Annotated in this window: 20 protein-coding genes; 8 read left to right on the forward strand and 12 right to left on the reverse strand. The window is 61.0% G+C overall.

Annotated features, from left to right (window positions below; translation table 11 throughout):
- Nucleotides 1–2 precede the first annotated feature (2 nt).
- The 11 genes from QQL79_RS12525 to QQL79_RS12575 all read right to left on the reverse strand — a co-directional run bounded on the left by QQL79_RS12525 (nucleotide 3) and on the right by QQL79_RS12575 (nucleotide 12878).
- A complete protein-coding gene (locus QQL79_RS12525) occupies nucleotides 3–644 on the reverse strand; it encodes a CMD domain protein (RefSeq protein ID WP_284391260.1) in 642 nt (213 codons plus the stop codon).
- Nucleotides 645–659: 15 nt separating this feature from the next.
- On the reverse strand, nucleotides 660–1682 hold the full coding sequence (locus tag QQL79_RS12530; protein ID WP_284391261.1) for a putative FMN-dependent luciferase-like monooxygenase: 1023 nt from the start codon (nucleotides 1680–1682) through the stop codon (nucleotides 660–662).
- A complete protein-coding gene (locus QQL79_RS12535; RefSeq protein WP_284392877.1) occupies nucleotides 1679–3331 on the reverse strand; it encodes a dipeptide ABC transporter ATP-binding protein in 1653 nt (550 codons plus the stop codon). Before QQL79_RS12535 ends, QQL79_RS12530 begins: the two co-directional genes overlap by 4 nt.
- A 2-nt stretch (nucleotides 3332–3333) precedes the next feature.
- Nucleotides 3334–4173 carry an ABC transporter permease gene (locus QQL79_RS12540; RefSeq protein ID WP_284391262.1) on the reverse strand — a complete coding sequence of 280 codons (840 nt, stop codon included), beginning with the start codon at nucleotides 4171–4173 and terminating at the stop codon, nucleotides 3334–3336.
- Nucleotides 4170–5114 carry an ABC transporter permease gene (locus tag QQL79_RS12545; RefSeq protein ID WP_284391263.1) on the reverse strand — a complete coding sequence of 315 codons (945 nt, stop codon included), beginning with the start codon at nucleotides 5112–5114 and terminating at the stop codon, nucleotides 4170–4172. Before QQL79_RS12545 ends, QQL79_RS12540 begins: the two co-directional genes overlap by 4 nt.
- 59 nt (nucleotides 5115–5173) lie before the next feature.
- A complete protein-coding gene (locus QQL79_RS12550; RefSeq protein ID WP_284392878.1) occupies nucleotides 5174–6730 on the reverse strand; it encodes a TIGR04028 family ABC transporter substrate-binding protein in 1557 nt (518 codons plus the stop codon).
- A 459-nt stretch (nucleotides 6731–7189) separates the two neighbouring features.
- Nucleotides 7190–8395 (reverse strand): mannonate dehydratase, encoded by a 1206-nt coding sequence (gene uxuA, locus QQL79_RS12555; RefSeq protein ID WP_284391264.1) that lies wholly within the window; start codon nucleotides 8393–8395, stop codon nucleotides 7190–7192.
- Nucleotides 8392–9486 carry an ABC transporter ATP-binding protein gene (locus QQL79_RS12560; protein WP_284391265.1) on the reverse strand — a complete coding sequence of 365 codons (1095 nt, stop codon included), beginning with the start codon at nucleotides 9484–9486 and terminating at the stop codon, nucleotides 8392–8394. Before QQL79_RS12560 ends, uxuA begins: the two co-directional genes overlap by 4 nt.
- Before the next feature lie 11 nt (nucleotides 9487–9497).
- Complete coding sequence (locus tag QQL79_RS12565; protein ID WP_284391266.1) at nucleotides 9498–10583, reverse strand: carbohydrate ABC transporter permease; 1086 nt, start codon at nucleotides 10581–10583, stop codon at nucleotides 9498–9500.
- A complete protein-coding gene (locus QQL79_RS12570; RefSeq protein ID WP_284391267.1) occupies nucleotides 10576–11574 on the reverse strand; it encodes a carbohydrate ABC transporter permease in 999 nt (332 codons plus the stop codon). The genes QQL79_RS12565 and QQL79_RS12570 overlap by 8 nt, the downstream gene beginning before the upstream one ends.
- 62 nt (nucleotides 11575–11636) lie before the next feature.
- Nucleotides 11637–12878, reverse strand: a complete 1242-nt coding sequence (locus tag QQL79_RS12575; RefSeq protein WP_284392879.1) for an ABC transporter substrate-binding protein — start codon at nucleotides 12876–12878, stop codon at nucleotides 11637–11639.
- 315 nt (nucleotides 12879–13193) lie between these two features.
- Here QQL79_RS12575 and QQL79_RS12580 point away from each other — a divergent pair, with 315 nt between their 5' ends.
- The 7 genes from QQL79_RS12580 to QQL79_RS12610 all read left to right on the forward strand — a co-directional run bounded on the left by QQL79_RS12580 (nucleotide 13194) and on the right by QQL79_RS12610 (nucleotide 20721).
- On the forward strand, nucleotides 13194–14219 hold the full coding sequence (locus QQL79_RS12580) for a Gfo/Idh/MocA family protein (RefSeq protein ID WP_284391268.1): 1026 nt from the start codon (nucleotides 13194–13196) through the stop codon (nucleotides 14217–14219).
- Nucleotides 14216–15280, forward strand: coding sequence for a Gfo/Idh/MocA family protein (locus QQL79_RS12585; protein ID WP_284391270.1), 1065 nt, complete (start codon nucleotides 14216–14218; stop codon nucleotides 15278–15280). The genes QQL79_RS12580 and QQL79_RS12585 overlap by 4 nt, the downstream gene beginning before the upstream one ends.
- Nucleotides 15281–15309: 29 nt before the next feature.
- Nucleotides 15310–16050, forward strand: coding sequence for a FadR/GntR family transcriptional regulator (locus QQL79_RS12590; protein WP_284391294.1), 741 nt, complete (start codon nucleotides 15310–15312; stop codon nucleotides 16048–16050).
- 21 nt (nucleotides 16051–16071) lie between these two features.
- Nucleotides 16072–16473 (forward strand): VOC family protein, encoded by a 402-nt coding sequence (locus tag QQL79_RS12595; RefSeq protein WP_284391296.1) that lies wholly within the window; start codon nucleotides 16072–16074, stop codon nucleotides 16471–16473.
- A 113-nt stretch (nucleotides 16474–16586) separates the two neighbouring features.
- Nucleotides 16587–17459, forward strand: a complete 873-nt coding sequence (locus QQL79_RS12600) for a helix-turn-helix transcriptional regulator (RefSeq protein ID WP_284391298.1) — start codon at nucleotides 16587–16589, stop codon at nucleotides 17457–17459.
- Nucleotides 17460–17600: 141 nt separating this feature from the next.
- On the forward strand, nucleotides 17601–19718 hold the full coding sequence (locus QQL79_RS12605) for a TonB-dependent siderophore receptor (protein ID WP_284391300.1): 2118 nt from the start codon (nucleotides 17601–17603) through the stop codon (nucleotides 19716–19718).
- A 148-nt stretch (nucleotides 19719–19866) separates the two neighbouring features.
- Nucleotides 19867–20721, forward strand: coding sequence for an iron-siderophore ABC transporter substrate-binding protein (locus tag QQL79_RS12610; RefSeq protein ID WP_284391302.1), 855 nt, complete (start codon nucleotides 19867–19869; stop codon nucleotides 20719–20721).
- Between the two features lie 117 nt (nucleotides 20722–20838).
- Here the strand turns inward: QQL79_RS12610 and QQL79_RS12615 are convergent, their stop codons facing one another.
- Nucleotides 20839–22563 carry a M28 family peptidase gene (locus QQL79_RS12615; RefSeq protein ID WP_284391304.1) on the reverse strand — a complete coding sequence of 575 codons (1725 nt, stop codon included), beginning with the start codon at nucleotides 22561–22563 and terminating at the stop codon, nucleotides 20839–20841.
- Nucleotides 22564–22764: 201 nt separating this feature from the next.
- On the opposite strand from QQL79_RS12615, the gene QQL79_RS12620 reads away from it, so the two are divergent.
- Complete coding sequence (locus QQL79_RS12620; RefSeq protein WP_284391306.1) at nucleotides 22765–23484, forward strand: GntR family transcriptional regulator; 720 nt, start codon at nucleotides 22765–22767, stop codon at nucleotides 23482–23484.
- Nucleotides 23485–23541 lie beyond the last annotated feature (57 nt).

Raw genomic sequence — 23541 nt, forward strand, 5'->3', positions numbered from 1 at the left:
CCTCAGGCGATTGCGGATGCTGGAGTGACTTTGGGCAGGCCAGGCGTAGTGGCCACCGTCGCCGCAAGCGTGCTCAGTCCCTCGACGATGCGGACCTGGAAGGCCAGATAGGCCACAAGCTGTGAAATGGTGACTACGGCAGGCGTGCTCCAGCCGGCATCGACCAGCGCTTGCAGCGCAGCCTTGCTGGCGTCGCGCGGGCGGAAAACCAGCAGATGAGCATGTTCAAGCGCCGCGCTCAGCTTGTTGCCAATGTGGCTGCGATTGGCTGGCGCAACGCTGTAGAGCGGGCCCACCTTGTTCTCGGCCGAGAGGGGACCGGCCAGATAAACCCCATAGGGTCCCTCGGTTGTGCCGCGCTCGATTTCGTCATTGATGAGGGCCGCGATGGCAATTCCGCCCTCGCTGTCGGAGAGCGCCTGGGCATAATGGTCGGCAAGGACGATCTGTCCGTGCAGGCCGGTTACGAAGCTGGCAATGGCAAAGCGTTCGAGCGCAGTGACCTGGCTGGCATCGTGCGGCGTGAACAGCGCCTCATAGGCCTTTTGGATATTGTCGCGGGCCACTTCGCGATGGCGACGCAATTGGTCGAGATGCGAACCCGGCGTGATTGACAGGACCTGGTCGATAAGGTCGGAAGACATGACAGAACTCCTCGTTCAGCTGGCAATGGCGATAGCGGGTTTGCTGCGCCAGCCCAGAGCCGGCGCAACATGGTTCGCGGCAAGTTCGAGCGAACGCAGGATTAGGTCGTGCGGCGGATCAACCGAATGCACCTGGAAGGAAATGTCGGTCACCCTATCAAGAACGGCATCCTGCGACAGGCTATCGATGACGGCTTGCGGCGCACCGAGATGGGTGTCGGTGAGACGGATGAGTTCGGACAGACTGGTCGCGGGGGGAATAGCGCCGGCCGCTGCGAGATGGGCGCCGAAAGGGCGAAGCCCCTGATCGGTCCATTCGAGCGCCGTGGACTGCTCATCGGCGACGAAAAGCGTGCGCGATGCCAGAATACGCGGCTCGACACCCGCTGGCAGATTTTCGAGATAGGCGTCGATGATGGGATTTTGCAGGTCGGCCAGCGTGGCGTCAGGATTGTGCTTTGGTCGCGGCTGCGTGCGGGAGAGCATGAGGCCATCGCCCGCCTGGCCGGCACGGATGCCGCCTTCCACTGAAAAGGTCGCTTGCCAGATGCGGTTGAGCAGCGCCCTGCCGTCCGGGTAAAGCCGGTTGCCGCCACCAACATCTTCACCCGACAGGGCCTTGCGGAGCTGGGAGAGGTTGGCGGCATTGATCGGGCCGCGTTGGGCGCTGTCGAGGCCGAAGGCGACGAAGGCTTCCGCCGTGCCGCCGCTGCCGATACCCAGTTCCAGCCGCCCCTCGCTCAGAAGGTCCAGAACCACGGCGTCCTCGGCTACGCGCAGCGGCAATTCGAGCGGCAGGGTGACGATGCCGGTTCCCAGGCGAATGGACCGGGTCCGAACGGCAACATGGCTCAAAAAGAGCAGCGGCGACGGCAGGCCACCCTCATCGCGATGAAAGTGGTGTTGCGCTACCCAGGCCGTATCGAAGCCGAGCTTTTCGGCATGAATGATCTGGTCGGCGGCAAGACGATAGCGCTCGGGCGGCGATACGTCATCGAGCAGACGGGTGAAGAAACCCAGGCGTTTTTGTTTGGTCATTCGGCGGCTCCGGCAAAGTCGAGAGACTGGTGTCGAGCACGCCGCAGCTCACGGCCGGGAATGGCCGCGAGCAGGGCGCGCGTATAGTCGGTTTGCGGTTGCGTGAAAACCTGCGAGACCGGGCCTGTCTCAACCGCCCTGCCCGCCTGCATCACGGTCACCGTATGGGCGATCTGGCGGACGACGGAGAGGTCGTGGGTGACAAAAAGATATGTCAGCCCAAGTTGCTCCTGAAGGTCATTCAGGAGTTTGAGGATCTGCGCCTGGACCGTGACGTCGAGTGCCGACACGGCTTCGTCGAGGACGAGAAAGCGGGGCTCAAGGATGAGCGCGCGGGCGATGGCAACGCGCTGGCGCTGTCCTCCGGACAAGGCCCGAGGCGGGCGTGACAGCACATCGCCCGGCAGTCCAACCTTATCGATCATGGCGGCGGCGCGCTGATTGCGCTCCTGGCGCGACACAATATCGAAATTGCGCAAGGGCTCGCCGACAATATCGACGATGGACTGGCGCGGATCGAGGGAAGCAAAGGGGTTCTGGTAGACCAGTTGCACATGGCGGCGGAACTGGCGGCGCGCATCGCCGGAGAGAGTGGTCACCTCCCTGCCCTCGATGCGGATCGATCCCGATGATGGCTGCTGCAGCCCGACAAGGGCGCGCGCCGTAGTCGTCTTGCCCGAGCCGGATTCTCCAACCAGGGCATGGGTCGTGCCGGGCGCGATGGCAAAGGATACGTCCTTCACGGCCACGAGCTGCCGGGCGCCGACGCGGAACTCCTGGCGCAGGGTGTCAACGACCACCACTGGATCACCTGCGCCCGGCGCAGAGCGAAAGGCGGCGGGAGCCAATGACGGCGCATCGGCCAGCAATTGTTTCGCATAGGCGCTTGAAGGCGCCGCGAGCAAGGCCCGAGTGGCTCCCTGCTCCTGGACTTCACCGCGACGCAAGACCACGACGCGATCAGCCCGATCGGCGGCGACGCCCAGGTCATGGGTCACCAGCAGGACCGACGTCCCGGATTCAGCGCGCAATTCGTCGATGAGATCAAGAATGCGGTGCTGAACCGTGACGTCCAGCGCGCTGGTCGGCTCGTCTGCGATGATCAACCCCGGCTTGAGCGCAACCGCAATGGCGATCAGCACACGCTGTTTCATGCCACCGGACAGTTCGTGCGGATATTGATCATAGCGCAACTCAGGCTCGCTGAGGCCGACGCGGGTCAGCAGCTCAAGCACACGCTGACGGCGCACCTTGCGGTCGCGCCAACCGTGCAGGACGAGGATTTCTTCAACCTGGCGGCCGATGGTCTGCACCGGATTGAGCGAGGTGCCGGGGTCCTGCGGGATGAGGCTCACCACCTTGCCGCGAATAGCATCGAAGCGGCGCGGCGCCCAAGTGCTGATCTCGGCCCCGTTGAGGCGAATGCTGCCGCCGTCGATCCGGCCATTGTCCGGTAGGAGGCCGATCACGGCCTGCGCGGTCGTGGTTTTGCCCGAACCGGACTCGCCGACAAGGGCGACGACTTCGCCGGCACCGACAGAGAAGGAAACTGCATTGACCACCTGTCGCCAGCCTTCCGGCAACCCATAGGAAATGGTCAATCCCTGTACTTCGAGCACGTGTGGCGCAGGCTGAGGAAAGGCGAGCATGTTCATGACGATCTCTGTAGTGATTGACTGATGCGATTGGCGGCAAGCACGATCAAGATCACCGCCAGGCCGGGGAAAGTGGTGAGCCACCAGGCGGTCGTGAGATATTTGCGGCCTTCGGAGATCAGCAGGCCCCATTCGGGCGTCGGTGGCGGCGCGCCATAGCCGAGAAAGCCCAGAGTCGAGATGGCGAGGATGGCGCTGCCAAATTGCAGGGCGGCAAAGGCAATGACCGTGCCCAGCGAATTGGGCAAGACATGCCGCCACAGCACGGCAGCGAAGCGCCCGCCACTTCCGAACGCGGCCTCGACATAATCGGCCCGGCGCACGCGGATAACCTCGGAGCGCATCAGTCTTGCAAAGCCTGCTACCGTCGTCACGCCCACGGCTGCCGCGACATTGACGGTGCCAAAGCCCAGAATGATGATGATCGAGAGCTGCAGCAGCAGGCCCGGTACAGAGAGCAGCACATCGACCAGCCGCATGATGACGGCATCAATCCTGCCCCCGGTCGAGCCGGCAATCAGCCCGAGAGCCGTGCCGCCGACAAGGCCGACGGTCACGGCGACGATGGCGCCGGACAATGAATTGACCGCGCCATAGATGATGCGCGCCAGCACATCCCGGCCGATTTCGTCGGTACCGAACCAATTGGCGGCATCGGGCGCGCGCAACTGGTTTCCAGCGGTGCCAATAGTGCCGCTGTGCTGGGTGAAAAGACCCGGCGCCACGGCCCAAGCAACCGCAATGACGATCACGAGCCAGGACAGGACCAGGGTCACGTCGATACGGCGGAGCCAGCCGGCCTGCGGACGCGTGGTGAAAAGATCGAGCGTGGTCATGCGTCTGCCCCCAGCTTGCGATTGAGCCGTGGATCAATCAGCGGCGCAATCAGATCGACCGCCAGATTGATGATGACGAAGCCAAGCGCGGCGAGGATGACGATGGCTTGCAAGACGGCCGTATCCTGATTGCTCACCGCCTGTTCGGTGATGCGCCCCAGTCCGTTAATGCCGAACACGGTCTCGGTCACCACGGCGCCCGCCAAAAGCTCGCCAAACAGCAGGCCGGCGATGGTTAGCACCGGCAGCAAGGCATTGCGCAGCACATGGCGCCACAACACGCCCCTGCGCGTTGCGCCCTTGGCCCGGGCAACCGAAACGAAGGGCTGTGCCTCGACCTCGTCGAGACTGCGGATCAGGATCTGCGCCAGCGGCGCCGCGATCGGCAGCGCCAGGGTCAGCACCGGCAGGATTAGCGCCTGAAATTCGTTGGGGTTGATGATTGGCACCAGCCGAAGCCGGAAGGAGAATATCTGGATCAGCATGATGCCCAGCCAGAAGACCGGAACGGAGATCATCAGCGCGGGAAGCGTCGCCAGCAGATTGCGCAACCAGCGGAATGGCGCCAGCGTTGCAGCAAAGGCGAGGCAAAAGGCAAGCACGACTGCAACAAGCAATCCGAGCGCTGCCAGGCGCAACGTTGGCGGCAGATTGGTGGCAAGCAGAGTATTGACCGGAACACCGGCCTGCACCGAATAGCCGAAGCTCCCTTGCAGGAAGTTCCAGATCGTATTGCCATACTGCGCCCAGAGGGGTGCATCGGCGCCGTAGAGAATGCGGATTTCCGCAATCTGCTCGGGACTGAGCCCCATTTCCGGATTCTGGTATTTGATCAGGATCGCGTCACCCGGCAGCGCCTGCAGCAGCAGGAAAGAGGCGGTGAAGGCAAGCAGCAGGACGATGAGCGCCTGCCCGATCCGGTTCGCAACTGCCCTGGTCATCAAATGCCTCCAACCAAAGGGAAACAGCGCCCCGCCACAGCGGGACGCCGCAGATCAGGTCAGCGCGGGGCCAGCCAAGTATTGTAGAAACTTGGCCGCGCCACGGCGTCGAAGCTGATGCCGTTGACATAGGGCGCACCGGCAAACACCTGTGGCTCCTCGAAGATCGGGATCACATAGGCCTGGTCGAGCAGATAGACCTGTGCCTCGCCCGTCAGTTCCAGCCGCTTGGCGTTGTCGGGTTCAGAGGCGATTGCGAGCAGCAGTTCGTTGAGCGCCGGATCCTCCCAGGTCGCCGCAGCATTAAGCCCACCCTTCTGCAACAGCGCATCGCGGTTGGTTGGGTAGAAGTTGGATTTGATCACATCCGGGTCCGCGCGACCGACCATCGCTGACACGACCGGGGTCTTGAGCGGATCGAGGCGGTCGACCGCTGCACTACCGGCATCGCCGGCCAAGACGTTGAGCTTGACGCCGACCTGCGCCCATTGCTGACTCAGGAGCTGGAACATGGCGCGACTCTGCGGCTGCGGCAGCGATTCATAAACGCTGAGTTCGAGCTTCTGTCCGTCCTTTTCGCGAATGCCATCAGCGCCTTGGACCCAGCCGGCCTCGTCCAGCATCGCCTTGGCGCGATCCTGGTCGAAAGCAAGTTTGTCATGCAGATCGACGTAACCCAAGGCGGTCGCGGCGATCACCGAACTGGCCTTGGGATAGTGGGCAGAATAGATCGTCTGCACAATCTCATCCGTATTGGTCGCCGCCGTCAGCGCCTGGCGCACCCGCAGGTCCGAGACCAGCGGATTTTCCGGGCGGAAAACAGCATTGTTGTTGACGCCGCGCGTCGAGGCCGAATGGATCAGATAGCCCTGGGCCTCGACCTGCGGTTCATCATAGGCCTGAATCTGGCGGATGAAATCGGCCTGCCCGGCCAGCAACGCGCCGATGCGCACGCTGTCCTCGGGAGTTACGATATACTGGATGGCGTCGAGATAGGCGCGCCCCTGATGTTCAAGATTGACCGGACCCCAGGCATAGTCCTCACGCGCCTTGAGATTGAGGCTTTGCCCGAGCACTTCGCTTTCGACGACGAAGGCGCCCGACCCGATGATCTTGGTCGCATCGCCCAATTCGTTATAGGGCTGCGCCAGCACGCTTGTCGCAACGAGACCGGAACCGATCACCGAGGTCGCCTGCAGGAAACCGGGCGCCGGCGCCTTGAAGAAGAACTTGACTGTCTGCGGATCGACGACCTCGCTGTGGTCATAATTGTTGATTGCTTCGGCTATCGGATAGCCAAGTTCCTTATCCCCCAGGCCGAAGACGTCGAAATTCTTGGCGACGGCCTCCGCATCGAGCGGTGTACCGTCGGAGAACGTCACGCCCTGACGCAGCTTGAATGTATATTGCGTAGCATCGGCATTAATTTCCCAACTTTCGGCAATCCAGGGCTCGATCTCGAGCGTTTCCGGGTTCTGCCAGGTCAGCTTGTCGGTGATCTGATTGAGAATGCCGCTATTGGGATAGAAGCCCCCGGCCGGCGGATAGAGATTGGTATGGGGCTGCTGCTCCAGATAGACCAGCGTACCGCCCTGTACCGGAGCTTCTTGCGCCATGACGGCGATTGTCGAGACGGAGGCCAGCAAGGCCCCCGCCACCAGGAATTGACCAAATTTCATGCCGACCTGCGTAACCAATGACACGTGATGTCCCTTTCCAGCGGGTTGCAACAGCAACCCCGAACTGGAAAAAGCCTACGCCGACCAACGAACAACTCAATAATATCTATTAAATTAGTAGGCTATCATTCCTCTCAGGTTGCGGATGGTATTTCTAAAGATGCATTCCGTTTTGGAACACGCCCGTTTGATGGACCGACTGAGGCTTTTCCTTTGGGCATGAAATTGCCGAAGCCCCCGCCTCGCCAGCTTGTCATACTGCGACGGGTATCCGCGCTTCATCAGTCGAACTTGATCGGGTCCTTAAGGATTAACTGCGCCCCGGTTCGCTTCCCAGCGCATCAAAGCACCGGAGCGAGAGCCTTAGATCGGCACGCCTTAGCAGCGACAACGTCCCTATTGCCCGACTTGCGCAAAGGCGCGCGCTACCCCTCTCAGTTCCGCCAACCCCTTTAGTCGGCCGATCAGTGGGTAGCCTGGCTGTCCACCCCGACGCAGATCGTCGAGAATGTCCTGGCCATGGTCGGGCCGCATGGGGATCACCCAGTCGGAACGCCCAACCGCCTTGCGGCGCGCTTCTTCGGCGACAATGGCCCTGATGAGTTCGACCATGTCGACACTGCCGTCCAGATGCTCGCTTTCATGGAATGAACACCCGACAGCCTCCCCTTCCAGGCGGACATTGCGCAGGTGCAGGAAATGCACGCGATCGCCCAGGCGCCGCATAATGCCGGGAAGGTCGTTGTCGGGCCGCGCACCCAGGGCACCAGAACACAGGGTCATGCCGTTCGCGGCATCGGGCAGATGTTCGAGCATGGCGCGATAATCGACTTCGGTCGACATGATCCGTGGTAGGCCCATCAGGGGAAAGGGCGGATCGTCCGGGTGACAGCACAGGCGAATGCCGAGCCTGGCGGCGACCGGGACGACCTCTTCCAGAAAATCGAACAGATGCCGACGCAACCGCTCACCCGATATACTACCATAGCGCGACAGGTGCTCGCGCACAGTGTCGATGGACAATCTGTCGGCGGCGCCGGGCAGTCCCGCCAGCACGCTGGCCGCCAATTGTCCCTTGTCGGTACCGCTCATCCCGACGAACCGCGCTGTCGCGGCATCAGCGACAAAGGGTGTAACGCTCTCGGCAGCACCTTTACGTTGCAACAGGTGAATATCGAAAGCAGCAAAATCGATCGCATCGAAGCGCATGCAGGTCCCGCCATGCCCCAGACGCCAGGCCAGGTCCGTGCGGGTCCAGTCAATCACCGGCATGAAGTTGTAGCAGACCGTGAAAATGCCGGCTGCCGCCAGGTTCTCCAGGCTGAGCTTATAGTTGGCGATATGCTCGCGCCATTTTCCAGTCTGTTGCTTGATATCCTCCGAGACCGGCAGGCTTTCGACGACAAGCCAGGCAAGGCCCGAAGCGCGGCCATCGGTCGTCGTACCGATCTGGACCTGGCGTTTTGTGATTTCATGGGGCGACCATACCGCGCCATCAGGAACGTGATGCAGGGCAGAGACGATCGCACCGGCGCCCGTCTGCATGATGTCTGAAATGGTTGTGACGTCGGTAGGACCGAACCAGCGCCAGGTTTCAATCATGCTTGCCGCCGCGCCAGCGCCGCTCCACCGGCATCGAACAGATGCCAATGGTTCTCGCGCGGGGCGAGATAAAGCACATCGCCTCGCTTGGCGAGGCTCTGGCCGGGCTCATGCACCAGGATCGGCACATCGCCCGGCAAGGTACAGTGCAGGTAGCTATTGGCGCCATATTGTTCAGCGACGCCGACCGTGACAGGCCAACCAGAATCAGCATTGCGCGAGACAGTGAAGTCCTCGGGCCGGATGCCCAGTGTCGTTTCCGCCGCGGCCAATGGCTGGGCCAGTGCGCCGGGGAGCTGCAGCGGCGGCAGGCCTGGCGCCGCAAATAAGAGTTGTCCCGCCGCAGTCTCGGACACCTGACCCGTCACGAAATTCATGCGCGGCGAGCCAATGAAGCCGGCAACGAACAGATTGCGCGGCTGGTTGTAGAGGTCGAGGGGCGCGCCGACCTGCTCGATCACGCCCTTGCGCAGCACGACAATCTTATCGGCCATTGTCATGGCCTCGATTTGGTCGTGCGTCACATAGATCATTGTATTGCCCAGGCGCTCATGCAGCTTGGTGATCTCGACGCGCATCAGGACGCGCAGTTCCGCATCGAGATTAGATAGCGGTTCGTCGAACAGGAATATCTTGGGGTCGCGGGTAATGGCCCGGCCAATGGCGACACGCTGGCGCTGCCCACCCGAAAGCTGCTTGGGCTGCCGCTCCAGCAATTGTTCGATCTGCAGTAGGCGCGCGGCGTCGGAGACGCGCCGGTTGATCTCGGCCTTCTCCATGCGGATGTTCTCGAGCCCGAAACTGAGATTCTCCCGCACCGTCATATGCGGATAGAGCGCATAGGACTGAAACACCATGGCCACGCCCCTGTCGGCGGCGGGCACATTCACGACGCTGGTATCGTTGATGCGAATATCGCCGTCCGAGACATCTTCCAGGCCGGCGATCAGGCGCAGCAGGGTCGATTTTCCGCAGCCCGAGGGGCCAACGAAAACGACGAACTCGCCATCCGTTATCTCGAGATCAACGCCGGGAATGACTTCGACCGCACCGAAGGATTTCTTGACATTTTGAAGCGTGAGATTGGCCATCGATATGGTCCTTACTTGATGCCGGTCGAAGCGATGCCGCTGGTGATGTAGCGCTGCAGGAAGATGAAGGCGAAGGCGAGCGGCAGTGCCGTCAGCGTCGTCATGGCCAGCAGGATTTCGTAGCGCACGCCGTATTCGGTCTGGAACGACGCCAGGGCCAGTTGCAAGGTGTAGGATTCGCGCCGGGTCAACACGACCAGCGGCAACAGGAAGTCGTTCCACCGCGACAGGATCGAGAAGATGGCCACCACAGCAAGGGCCGGCGAAGACAAAGGCAGGATGATGCGCCAGAAGATGCGCCATTCGCTGGCATGGTCCATACGGGCAGCCTCAATCAACTCGTCGGGAATGGTCAGCATATATTGCCGCAGCAGGAAGACGCCGGTCGGCGTGGCGACGGTGGGCAGGATGACACCCCAGAGATTGCCGACCAGGCCGAGCTGGGCGACGATCATGTAGGTAGGAACCAGAACCACCGTTGCCGGGATCATCAGGGTCGCCAGGATCGACACCAGGGCAATACCCGATCCACGAAAGCGGTATTTGGAGAGGGCGAAGGCCGCCATGGAATTCATCACCAGGGTGATGGCGGTGGCGACGGCCGTAATGAAGAGGCTGTTGAACAGATAGCGCCAGATCTGGCCGCCGGAACTGGTCAGCAGGTTCGTGTAGTTCTCCGTGGCAAAGTATAATTGTCTGACGGGTGTCGCATCCCCCACCGGCACGACGATCCGCTCTTCGGGGTTAGCGGGATCGATCATCTGTGCCTGGATGCCGACGCGACGCAATTGCGCCAATTGACGGGTCTCGCCGTCCTCGCCCACTACCTCGAACAGGGGCAGAGGCTCATCATAGCCCTCCACCGTGACGGTCTGGGCCGCGTAGGGCAGAATCGTCGGTGGAAACTCGGTCAGGTTGGCCGGCGTCTTGAACGAGGATATGGCGACCCAGAGAACCGGGGTGAACATCACTACCAGCCCGAGGAAAAGGTAGAGATAGGTCAGCCAATCGGTCCAGTCCGATTTCTTGCGCCCGCGCCTGAGCGTGGCGAATTCGCGGATCGACAAGGCCGATTTCGGCGCGCTGAGATCAGTCATTGTTGCCCCCTCGCGAAATGCGCATCTGAATACCGGTGAAAATCAGCAGGGCGAGCCCGAGGAATAGCGAGGCGGCGGAGGCCAGACCGAAGTTTCGCGGCTGGCTGGCGAAGCCGACTTCGTAAATGTACTGAACCATGAGCATGGTTGCCGAGCCTGGTCCGCCGCCGGTTAGCACGTAGAGTTCGTCAAAGGTCTGCACCGAGCGGATGACCGCCAGGATAAAGACCACCAACATGACGGGCTTGAGCAGAGGCAGGGTAATCCGCGTAAACACGCGCCATGGCGTTGCGCTATCCATCTTTGCGGCTTCGTAGACGTCACGCGGGATAGCCTGCAGTCCCGCCAGAAGGATGATCGTGTAAAAGCCCATATGGGCCCAGACCGTCACGAAGACCGACCAGAAGAAGGCCGTGTTGGGAAAGACTAGCCAGTTGACCGGCGTCAGGCCGGCAGCCGAGATCAGTCCGTTCAGCGCTCCATTGCGCTGCAAAATCCACTGCCAGGTCAGCGCCACCACGACCGGCGACAGCATGACGGGAAAAAAGAAAATGCCGCGGAAGAAGCCGCGACCGACAATGTCGCGGTTCAGACAGATAGCCGTCAGCAGGGCGATGGCGATCATGCAGATCACCTGCACCGGTACGAAGACAAGCGTATTGCCCAATGCGCGCCAGAACAGGTCGCGCGAGCAGGTGGAGGGGTCGAGATAGTTAGTGCAATCCAGCAAGCTCTGATAATTGGCTCCGCCGACAAAGGGCCGATCCCAGGGGAACAGCCGGTCGCTGCCGCTCATCGAATAAAAGACGTTGATGAATACGGGCAGCAGCGCAAAAAGGACGACGGCAACCAGGTTGGGCAGCAGAAAGACCCAAGGCATCCGCTTGATACCCAGCCCGCGCTGGATGCCGGACATTGCCGGTTCGACCAGGCGCGCGGGCAGCGACAGGATCACGCCGGCAATTGAGGCGAGTTGAACCCTTGCGCTCATCAGACTGTTCCTTGCATTGGCTGGATAAGGTCGCCCCGCATGGATCGGGGCGACCACTGGCGTCAGGACTGGCCGCCGGCCGCCTGAATGGCGAGGTTGACGTCTTCTTCGATGCGTTCCATCGCGGCATCGACCGTCAACTCGTTGTTGAGCACCTGGCTGATGCGGGTGGTCAGCGCGTTCATCATCGCCCGCTGGTAGCGCCAGCCCTGGAACCGATAGGCTGCGGCATCCATCTTGGGAATCTGGTTGATGAAGGTAGCCAGCGCTTCGGAGGTGCGGGCAGAGGCCGATGGATATTCCACGCCATTGGCAATCTGCGATGCCGCGGACGGAATTTCGACTTCGGTCGAGATATAGTGGTCGAGATTGGCGGGCTGGGCATAGTAGTTGATCAGCTTGCCGGCGATCTCCGCATTCTGCGTATGGGAGAAAACGGTCATCGCACCGCCGCCTGGCATGACGGTGCAGGACGACGGGCCGCAGGGGGCGGGAACGACGGCCCAATCGAACAGATCGCCGACTTCGCTATCCATTTGGGCCAGGGTCCAGGAGCCGCCGAAATAGAGAACGGTATTGGCATTGAGGAAGTCGGAAAAGAGCTCGCGATGGGTCGCTCCGCCGACTGCACCCCAAAGGTCCATCGGCATGGTTCCGTCCTGGTGCCAGGCGACGAATTGCTCGATGGCCGCACGCAGGCCGTCATCGACCACCGGACGCCCCTCGCTGTCGACCAGTTGCGCGCCATAGCTGATGGCAAGGCTGGCAAAGCGATGCCCCGACCGATCCATTTCCATGGCAAACTCGGTGTTGGTGGCCGCGGCCACCTGCCGGGTTGCCTCGGCCCATTCCTGCCAGGTAGCGCCTTCCGCCGGGACCGGCACGCCGGCCTGTTCGAACAGGGTCAGGTTCACATAGGCGCCGTTGACCGTGAGCGTTGTCGGCATGCCGTAGATGGCCGTGCTCTGAGCGTCGCCGCCGCGTAACCATTGCAGGGTCTGTCCCCATTCCTGTTCGAAATAGGCCGCGTCGACATAGGGCGTGATGTCCTGATAGAAGCGGCTCAACCCGCCCAGATCGGTGATAATGGCAATGTCGGGCCCCTCACCCGCCTCGAGCTGTACGGGCAGGCTCTCCACCAATGTCTGGTAGCTCACCTCCTCCACAACGACGGTAACGCCGGGATTCTCGGCCTCGAAGGCCTTGCCCATCTCGGCAAAAATCTTGCCGCCGGTTCCGGTATCACCGGCCCATACGGTGATCTGTTGCGCGTAGGCAGTGGTAACCGGCGCAGCCGCAAGCACTAAAGCCAACGCGGTCGTGGTCCTCAATATAGTGCGTTTCAATTCCAATTCCTCCTCCAGGAATGCGCTGCGTTGAAACAGCCGCCAGACGTCAAACTTGTTTTGGTAAGACCAGATTGTCAAGCCTTCTGGTCTTACCAAAAATATGAAGCGATGGCCATTTCGCATAAAACTCAATGTTTGCTGATCTATCCTTAGCAATTTTTTGGAATTTTTGGTCAGCCATCATCCTTGACATCAAAAACAAATGCCTGTCTGGTTTGACCAATTCATGCGCGTCCCAGCGCCTGTTTCGTCTCTGGAGGAATTGCCAAAATGGTGAGATTTGCGGTCGTTGGCATCGACCACGGACATATCTTCGATCATGCCAAGGGCCTGATACGAGCCGGTGCCGAATTTGTCGGCTATTGCCCCAGGACCTCGATTCCGGGCCTGGTGGAGAACTTTGCCCGGACCTATCCGGACGTCCCCCAGATCGATCGCGAGACGCTGTTTGCCGATCCCGACATCGACGTGATCTGCATCGCCGCCATTCCACGGGATCGAGCCGACCTGGCGATATCGGCCATGCGGGCCGGCAAGGACGTGATAGTCGACAAACCCGGGGTCACCACGAACGCCCAATTAGCGGCGGTGCAACGGACAGTGGCAGAAACCGGCCGCATCTTTTCGATATGCTTCAGCGAGCGACACTGCGTCCGCTCGGCCGTGAAGGCCGGCAAGCTGGTGGCCGAAGGCGCGATCGGCACGGTCATCCAAACTCTGGGCACCGGGCCCCATCGGCTCGGCAATTCCCGGCCCGACTGGTTCTGGCAGCATGACGCGTTCGGCGGCATCATCGTCGACATCGCCTCACACCAGATCGATCAGTTCCTGTTCTATACCGGCTCCGCCAGCGCCAATGTCGTCGCCGCGCAGGTGGCCAATTTTGCCAATCCTCAGGCCCCGGAATTCGAGGATTTCGGCGATCTGCTGCTGCGCAGCGACAAGGCCTCCGGCTATATCCGCGTCGATTGGTTCACGCCCGACGGCCTACCGACCTGGGGCGATGGCCGCCTCACTATATTGGGCACAGAGGGCTATATCGAGCTGCGCAAATATGTCGACATTGCTGGCCGCGACGGCAAGGATCACCTCTTCCTGGTCAACAAGCAGGGCGTCCAGCACATCGATTGTTCGAACGAGGAACTCGACTATTTCACCAGCTTCTTAGCCGATGTCCGTGATCGCACCGCGACAGCGATGCCGCAACAGCATGTCTATGAAGTCTGCCGATTGTCCCTCGATGCTCAGGACAAGGCCGTGAACATCTCCTCCCAGCACCAAGGAAATACCCCATGACTCGGAAACTGCGCGTCGGCCTGATCGGTGCAGGCATCGCCCAGCGCCATCTTGCCGGCTACAACTGGAACAAGGACCTGTTCGAGGTCCCCGTACTCTGCTCCCTCGACGAGGACCGCGGCCGCGAGGCGGTGGCCGAATATGGCGTTGGCGAATACACCAAGGATGTCGAAACGCTGTTCGCGCGGGACGACCTGGATGTCATTGACGTCTGCACGCCCCCCGATTCCCACTTCGCCCTCTCCAAGCGCGCCATAGAAGCGGGAAAGCACGTCATTTGCGAGAAGCCGCTCTTCGGCTCCATCGCCGATGTCGATGCGATGAGCGATCTCGTCGCCAAGACTGATCGCAAGTTCATGCCCATCTTCCAGTATCGCTATGGCACGGGGCTGCAAAAGCTCAAGCGACTGATCGAACTGGGGCTTACCGGGCGGCCGTTCCTCACCACGGTCGAGACCCATTGGTGGCGTGGGCCGGCCTATTACGATGTCCCTTGGCGCGGCAAATGGGCCAGCGAGCTGGGCGGCGGCCTGCTTGGCCACGCCATCCACGCCCATGACATGCTCAACTATGTGCATGGCGCCTGCGCCGAGATCTTCGCCCATGGCGCCACGCTGGTTAACAAGATCGAGGTCGAGGACACGATGACGCTGTCGGTCAAGATGGCCAATGGCTCGCTTGCCGCCCTGTCGATGACACTGGGGTCGCGCAAGGAAATCTCGCGCCTGCGTTTCTGCTTCAGCGAGATGGTGGCCGAGAGCATTTTGGAACCTTATACGATGGGCCGCGATCCCTGGACATTCATTGCCGGCACACCCGAGCATCAAGCCAAGATCGACACTGCGCTGGCCGGATACCAGGTGGAGGAAGATGGCTATACGCGGCAGTTCCAGCTGTTCCACGCGGCGGTCATGACCAATGGCGAGCCACCGGTAACGCTGGAGGATGCGCGCAATTCGCTTGCTTTGGTGACAGCCGCGTATCATTCCCAAAGGACGGGCCAGCCTTCGGCATTGCCAATCACGCCAGCGCATCCGCTCTATGGCTCCTGGTTGCCGTGACCGGCAGCGCCCGAGCTGAGAGGACACATATGCAAAAGGACAAGACCCATCCTCGGCTGCAGGGCAATCAACGGCTTTACCAGGTCGTAGCCCGCCAGATCGCCAAGCTGATCGAGCAGAACGCAACCGATAAGTCCTGGCGCATGCCGTCCGAGCGCGAACTGGCCGACGAGCTGTCGGTCAGCCGCCCGGTTGTCCGCGAAGCTGTGATAGCTCTGGAAATGCGCGGCATCGTCGAGGTGCGTGGCCGGGCCGGAATCATCGTGCTGGCCAACAGGCCGTCGCAGGTGAGCTTCGATGTTGCCGAACGCGATATCGGACCGGGACCGTTCGAATTGCTGGAGGCGCGCCTGGCCATAGAATCGAGCGCGGCGGCCCTGGCTGCCGAGCGGGCCACCAATTACGACATCTTGGTGCTGGAAGAGTGCATCGCCCAGATGGAGCAGGAGACCGAAGTGGTTCTGCTGCAGGAGAAGGGCGATAGGGACTTCCACATGACCATTGCTAGGATGACCAACAATGCCATCATCGTTTCGATGATTGAGGCACTTTGGGCACAACGCGACGAGTCCCTGATGTGGAAGAAGCTGCATGAGCACATCCATGCCGAGAGCGTTCGCCCACTATGGATCGGCGATCACCACGCCATCGTCTCCGCGCTGCGCATGCGCCATCCCGACGCCGCCTACAAGGCGATGGCGAGGCATATCCGGAATGTCACCAATGAATTGCTCGAGGCCGATGAACGCGGCCGTATCGTCACGGAATGACGATCGTTTGGAGGATTGGACATGCTGCAGGGCTTTGAACATGTCGGCATGGCCGCCAGCGATCTCGATAGGAGCATCGCCTTCTATTGCGACCTGCTGGGCCTGCGCCTGATCCTCCGTAAGGCGGCACCGCGGGGCGGCGGTGAACTGGCGTTCCTTGATGCCGGCAATGCCCAGCTCGAGCTGATATGCCCGAGCCCAAGCGTCACCACGCCCGTCAGACGCCTTCCCAACACGGAGGCAGGTGTCCGGCACCTGACATTTGCCTTTGAGAATATCGATATCGCGTTTCAGAAATTGGTGGATGCTGGAGTGCCGGTGATCGAACCGCCTCGCGACGCCTTGAACCAAGAGATCCTGAACCGCGTTGCGTTCGTCCTCGATCCCGATGGCAATATTATCGAACTTGCCCAGCGGTCCTGAGGACTGACTGGCATCGCTCCCGGACCGACTGCATTGGCGGGATGGCCGATTGATTTGATCAAAAAATAGGAGTAAATAAGTCATATTAAAATGCATGCTTTCGGCTGGGCTGAATGTTCCTTCCAAACATGAATGCCATAACCGACGGTTTTTCCGTTGTTGGTGACCTGAAGTACCGGTCCTGGGACGGCATACTGGCCGATGTGTGGAGCGTCGAAGCCCGTTCCGGGGCGGCTGGTGTCTATGTATCGCAGCATCCTCGTCTCTTCGTGGTCCTGGCAGAAACTCAAGAAGCTGCGATCACCATCAATAGCAGGCCCCATGGCTCGCCGACCATGGCTGGGCCGGCCCGGCTCAGCTTCATTCCCGCGGGCCTGCGCACGTGGTCGCATGTGGAACGCGACATCAGCCTTCGTCACCTTGACCTGCATTTCGACATGCCGGCCCTGATTAGCCGGTTCGCTGGCGACCTCGATGCCGAACGGCTCGTCTTGCCGCGCCTGATGTTCGAGGATGAGCGTGTATTGACCCTGTGTCGGCTGCTCGCGGCCGAATGCCTCAATCCCAGCCTGCATGATCTTTATGGTGACAGCCTGGCGCTGGCGCTTTTCATCGAGCTGTTCCAGGTACGTCCGGGCAGCGAACGTCGACACGGACAATTGGCGGCGCGATCGCTGCGTCATGCGCTCGACTATATCGAGGACAATTGCCTGCGCGTCATCAAGCTCCAGGAACTGGCCGAACTGGCAGGCCTGTCGCAGTCCTATTTCAGCTCGGCCTTCAAGGCTTCCACCGGTGTAGCGCCCCATCAGTGGCAGATGAAAGTTCGTCTCGAGCGCGTGAAAGCCCGATTGCTGCAACCAGACGCCAGCCTAATTCACGTTGCGCATGCCACAGGCTTTGCTGACCAGGCGCATATGACACGTGTTTTCAAACAGTTCGTTGGCGTTACGCCGGCAGCCTGGCTGCGCGCCCAAGCCCTGTGAAGAAGGCCGTAAAAACATTCAATTCGCCCAAAGGAAAGACAAACCAGGTCGCGAATAGGTGAGTAGAACACTCATCTATTTGCTAAACGTTTATGCTCGTGTCCGGATTGCGACGCGGGTCGTCTTCTGGGGGCTCCGTACATGACCACGATGCCGCGTCGCGCCATCACCACCCTGCTTCTGGCAACGACCAGTTTGGTTTCAACTGGTGGACTTGCCCTTGGCCAGGATCAGTTGCTTCTGCTGGACACCATAACTGTCGAGGCCGCCGGCGCCGGCGGCGCTGGACTTACCACCTCTTCCGGCTCCAAGCTCGCCATAGCGGTGGCGCGCATCCCCCAATCAGTTTCGGTTGTCGACCGTGAACAGCTCGATGCGCTCCCCGGCACTGCCAAACTGGATGAGACGCTGCGGTACACGGCCGGCGTCAACGCCGGCACCTATGGCACCGATGCAGACACTGACTGGTACTTCATTCGGGGTTTTCAGGCCGAACAGACCGGCATGTTCCTCGATGGATTGCCACTTTACCAGACCGGCTTCGGCACTTTCCTCAACGACCCGTTTCTGCTCGACCGGGTCGAGGTATTAAAGGGGCCCGCTTCGGCGCTTTATGGCGGCGCCAATGTCGGCGGCATCGTCAACATGGTCAGCAAGCGGCCCACCGGGGAGCGGCTGCGCTATACCGAAACCGGGATCAACAATTTCGGTAATGCCTATGCCGGCTTCGATATCGGCGATGTCAATGAACAGGGTAATGCCAGCTACCGCTTGACCGGCAAGGTCTCGGGCGGCGGCTGGGAGACCAAGGACGCCGACAACCTGCGTGGTGTGCTTGCCGGCAGCGTGATGTTTGAACCCACGGACGCTACCAGCATCACGCTTTACGGCAGTTACATGCGGATGGATCTCGACCATACCAGCACCGGTTTTCTGCCCTATGAAGGCACTGCCATCGATCGTCCGGGCGTGGGCCGCATTCCCCGGGACTTCAATTATGGCGATCCGGGGCAGGACCTCTATGATCGGCGTCAGGCGACCATCGGTTACGAGCTTGAGCACGATCTCAACGGCGATTGGACCATCAAGCAGAACCTGCGCTACGCGACGGTGTCGCTCAATGAGGAATATCTCTATGCCGGCGGCTGGGCCGGCCCGACGGAACTGAGCCGTTTCGGCTTCGGCCACGACACCGATGTGCGCAGCTTCAATGCCGACACGCGGATCGAAGGGACTTTCGACACCGGCCCGCTGAGCCACGACGTGCTGCTCGGTCTGGACTACAAGAACTACTTTATCGATCAGGAGCTTGGTTTCTCATTCGCCTCGCCGATCGACGTTCTCAACCCTGTTTATGGCGTGCCACTTCCGGCCCTGAGCACATATCGCGACGATACTATCGCAATGCAGCAGACCGGCATTTATGCGCAGGATCAGATCAGCTTTGGCCCGCTGATCGCCACGCTGAATGGACGCTACGACTGGGTTGAGACCCAGCTCGACAACCAGATGCCGGCTGGCGGCCTGTCGACATCGAGCCAGGGGGCGTTCACAGGTCGTATCGGGCTCGGCTATGAATTTGACAACGGCTTCACCCCCTATGTCAGCTATGCCACCTCATTCAATCCGAGCCTGGAGGTTGACGACAATGGGGGCCTGTTTGATGCCGAAACCGGTAGGCAATGGGAGGTCGGCGTTAAATACGAACCGGACTTCTTCGATGGTCTGGTCACGGCCTCGTTCTTCAATATCACTCGCGGCAATGTGGTGGGTACCGTGCCGGGAAGCGCGCCAGCCGTGCGGGCGGCCATTGGCGAGGTCAACATCAAGGGAGCCGAGCTGGAAGCACAGATCAATGCCGGCGATTTCAAGATCCTGGGCGGCCTAACCTATCTTGATGCCGAAGTGACCACGGCAACCGGCACCGTGCCGGTGGGCAATACGCCGGTCCAGATTCCAAAACTCACCGCGTCGCTCTGGGTCGACTACACCATTCCTGAAGGCATGCTACAGGGTGTCAGCATTGGCGCGGGCATTCGTTATCTGGGCGCTTCCTGGGCTGACGAGGCCAATGCGCTCGAAGTGCCCGCCGCGGCCGTGGTGGATGCGGCACTCCGCTACGAAAGGGACGACTGGGGGGTGGCGCTCAAGGTCTCGAACCTTTTCGACACCTCCTATGTGGCGAGCTGCCTCTCCCCCACCTCCTGTGGCTATGGCGCGGGCCGGACGGCGACACTAAGCATCCACAAGAGCTGGTAGACTAGCACAGCCAACCATGAACAAAGAGCATATGGCGCTATCGTTGGCGAGTGGGTTCATGTCTCGACTATCCAGCATTGTTGCTGTCGTCTTGTTTCTTATGGCCTGTGGATCAACGGCCCTACAGGCGGCCGAGGATATCGAAACCATGTTCGGTACCGTCGCCGTACCGGACGATCCACAACGCGTCGTCGCCTTGGGCTGGTCGGATGCAGAGATTGCTTTGCAGCTTGGGGTAAAACCCATTGCCGTGATCGACTGGCAGGACTTTGGCACGCCCGGCGTTGGCGCATGGGCCGTCGGGCTGTTCGAGGGCAAGGAACCGTTGCTTCTCGATCGAGCGGCGCCGAGCATCGAGCAGATCGCCGCACTGGCACCTGACTTGATCCTGAATGTGCGCTCGGCGGGCGATGCGGATCAGTACAGCTTGCTGTCACAGATTGCGCCGACGGTGTTTGCCGAAACGCTAACTGCGGCTTTCAACATTTCCTGGCAAGACCAAGTGCGTCAGGTCGCCCGGGCGCTGAACAAATCCAGCGAGGGCGAAGCCCTGGTTGCGGAATTGGAGGGTGAGATCGCAGGCGTTCGCAAAGCCCATCCGGAATTTTCTGGCAAACGACTTGTTGTAGGCACCAAGTTTGGTGATGGGTATGGTGCCTATGTCCCGGGTGATGCCCGCATGGACTTGCTAGCAGCATTTGGCTTTGCGCCCTTGCCCGCGCTGTCCGACCTGCCCGCTTCAGGCTTTTATGTTGCGCTTTCGTCAGAACGGACCGACCTGCTTGAGGCCGATATCCTAGTCATGTTTCCGATCCACACTTCGCTCGACCAGCTGCAGTCCGATCCCTTGATCGCAGGACTCGATGTCGTGCGTTCGGGAAGAGCGATCCTGCTTGATCCGTCGGATACGCTGACGCAGGCCTTTTCGGCCGGATCGCCGCTTGCCATCCGGTTTGTCCTGAAAAACCTGGTGCCGATGCTCGCCAGGGTGGCAGCGCAGTAAGCGCCCAGTTAGTCCGGCCACTGCGGCTACGGCGGTGAAGGATCGAGGCTTAAAGGCCTCCGTATGAACGAACTGCCGGCGGCTTCACTGAGCGGGAAGCCGCCAGACAAGCCTTCGTCAGGGTGTGAGAAGCCGAGCGGCTTGGCGCAGGGCCGCGGCGGTACGGTTGGTGCCACGTATCAGTTGCGTGCGGGCAAAGCCAACCGTGTCCGGCCCATAGGTATTAAGCTCGCTTGCCACCGAAATGGCTGGAAGAGCTGGCACCGGCAGAGCCGGGTCATGTGTAAAGCGCGGGCCGCGCGTGTAGTTGAGCGGCACCAGGATGCGCGCGAGCTGTTGGATAGCGGAGTTGGCTCGTGCTTCGGTCACCGTGCCGGCCGCAATGGCAGCATAGAAGGCGTCAAGCGAAGCGCTGAGACCGGCCAGTTCGAGAGCGACCGGGTTGAGCAGTGCAGCATTTTCGCCCGCGGCCTTCTGATATTTCTGCAGCGTGGCCGTGAACTCCTTAGCCGTCGCGCGCCAGTCGAAGGGCAGGACAAGTGCATTGGCGACGGCCATGACACCGGCGAGGTACACCTTGATGTCGCGAATGAGGATATCGCGATCGGCAATGTCCATGAGGTCGTTTTCGGTGTGCCAGGCGATGTTTCCGCCGCAGCCGCCGACAGTGTAATAGTTCATCTCCTTGCGCTTCTCGACCGTCATGGTCGAGGACAGCATGAAGAAGCTCGAAAGCCCGATATTGTTGAAGGAGTAGTCGCCGGCGCGTAGCGGGCGCTCGCCTTCGAAGGGCAGATCGGCCACCTGGCGAATGACGTCGGTGCAAAGGCTCGTCGCCTCGCTCATGCAGGCGACATTCTCGTAGACATCGGCCCAGCGGCAGCCGGGGCTGTCGCAATTGACCTGCGCGACGCAATTTTCGTCCAGATCGAGCGCGAAGGCATCGGCATACCAGGCCGAACCGGCATAGCGGCCGGTGGAATGGCCCGGCCACCAGGCGATGCGCACCGAGCGGCGGAGATCGGCGCGGTTGTGCCAAAGCACGCGGGCAATCTCGAGCATGGCGGCGTCGCCGGTCGCGTTGTCGCCAACGCCAACGTCCCAGCTGTCATAGTGACCGGCGAGCAGAACGAACTTTTCCGGCTCGACTGCGCCGGGCACATTGACCACCGGCACCAAGGACTTGAACCAACCTTCTTCGAGGCGGGTCTTGATGGTGACGCTGCCTCCAGCCTTGGCCAGCGCGATCAGTTCCTGGCCGTCGGGATTGTTGACGACCGCAACGGGGATCACCGGCTTGCGCGGCAGGCCGTCGAGATCGGGCGTGCCCCAGACCGACGAGCAGATGCCCCAATGCCGGTCGACGCCCGGATTGACCGCGATGACGCCGATGGCGCCCTTTTCCTGGAATTCGAGCACTTTATTGGGCGAGGCAAACCCGTCGGTCAGCACGATCTTGCCGCGAATGCGCTCCACGGCTGCCGCAGCCTCGTCCCGGTTCTTCTCGTAAAAGCTCGAAACACTTGCCGATAGCGCGCCCGGCACGTGATGCAGAACGCCGGACATGCCCTGGGGGCAGCTCAGAGAATAGGCCGGAGGCTTGGAGGCATAGGTCTTGCCATTGGCCTCGACCGATGCCTCATATGGAATGGAGAGATAGAGCGAGGCTTCGAGCATTTCGACCGGCACGCCCAACTCTCCTAGACGCCGGGCGATGTCATGGGCCGAGGCTTCGACGTCTTCCGGCTTCCAGCGCGGCATGGTGGAAAAGGCCTCCACCAGCGGCCATGCCGCGTCGGCATTGACCTGGGCGATGGCGTTTTTGATGGCCGTGTCGAGCATGCTGAACCCTCTTTGTGCGATGTGACAGTCCCACGATGCCCCAAGATAAATTGTACGACAATCCAGATTGTACGACAATTTTCCGCTAGGCTTTGCGAAACAGCCTCGTTACAGTCGCCGCAACACGCCGTCGCACCGATTTGACCATGACGGCCAAATGCTGGATGACCCATCCATTTTCCCGTGGGGCGACCGACACGAATGAGCGACTTGCGCAAGATCTTTCAGGTTGATGCATCGCACATGGCCGATGAGCTGACGGAAGAAAGCACGCAAACCCGGCAACTCGCGCGCGACCGGGTTTTTGACGCCGTTCGCACCGCCATCATGGAGGGGCGCATTGCGCCGGATACGCGCCTGACCGAGCGCGAGCTATGCGAGGCCTTCGGCATCAGCCGCACGGTGGTGCGCGAAGTCGCGCGCCGGCTCGAAGCCGAAAAGCTGGTCAATGTGATTCCCCATAGCGGGCTTCGCGTCGCGCGGCTGACGCGCAAGCATGTCCACGAAATCTACGAAATTCGCACCGAGCTCGAAGCCATCACCGTGCGCAGTTTTCTGGCCTGCGCCACGGATGAGGACATTGCCGCAGCCCAGGATTTCGGCCGCCGGCTGCTTGAGGCCGGCTCCAAGCGCGACAAGGTCGGCATGGCCGAGACCATGTCGAAATTCCTGCGCTTCATGACCGATGTGGCGGACAACCAGATCGCGGCCGAAATGCTCGATCAGCTCCGCTCGCGCGTCAACATGCTCCGCATCTATGCCATGGACGAGCCTGGCCAGCTCGAAACCGGCATGGAGGGTGTGCGCGCCATCATCGCCGGCATTACCGCCCGCGATGTCGCCGCCGCCGAGCGCGCAACCCGGATCTATGTGCGCCGCTCCGCCGACGCCGTGCTCCGCCATATGGACCGGGATGAGTAACGCCGCGCGCGCCTGACCTCCCGATATTTTCATTTCTTTTCTCTCTGGAAGGCTTTT

It is taken from the genome of Devosia yakushimensis (assembly GCF_030159855.1).
Classification (GTDB): Bacteria; Pseudomonadota; Alphaproteobacteria; order Rhizobiales; family Devosiaceae; genus Devosia; species Devosia yakushimensis.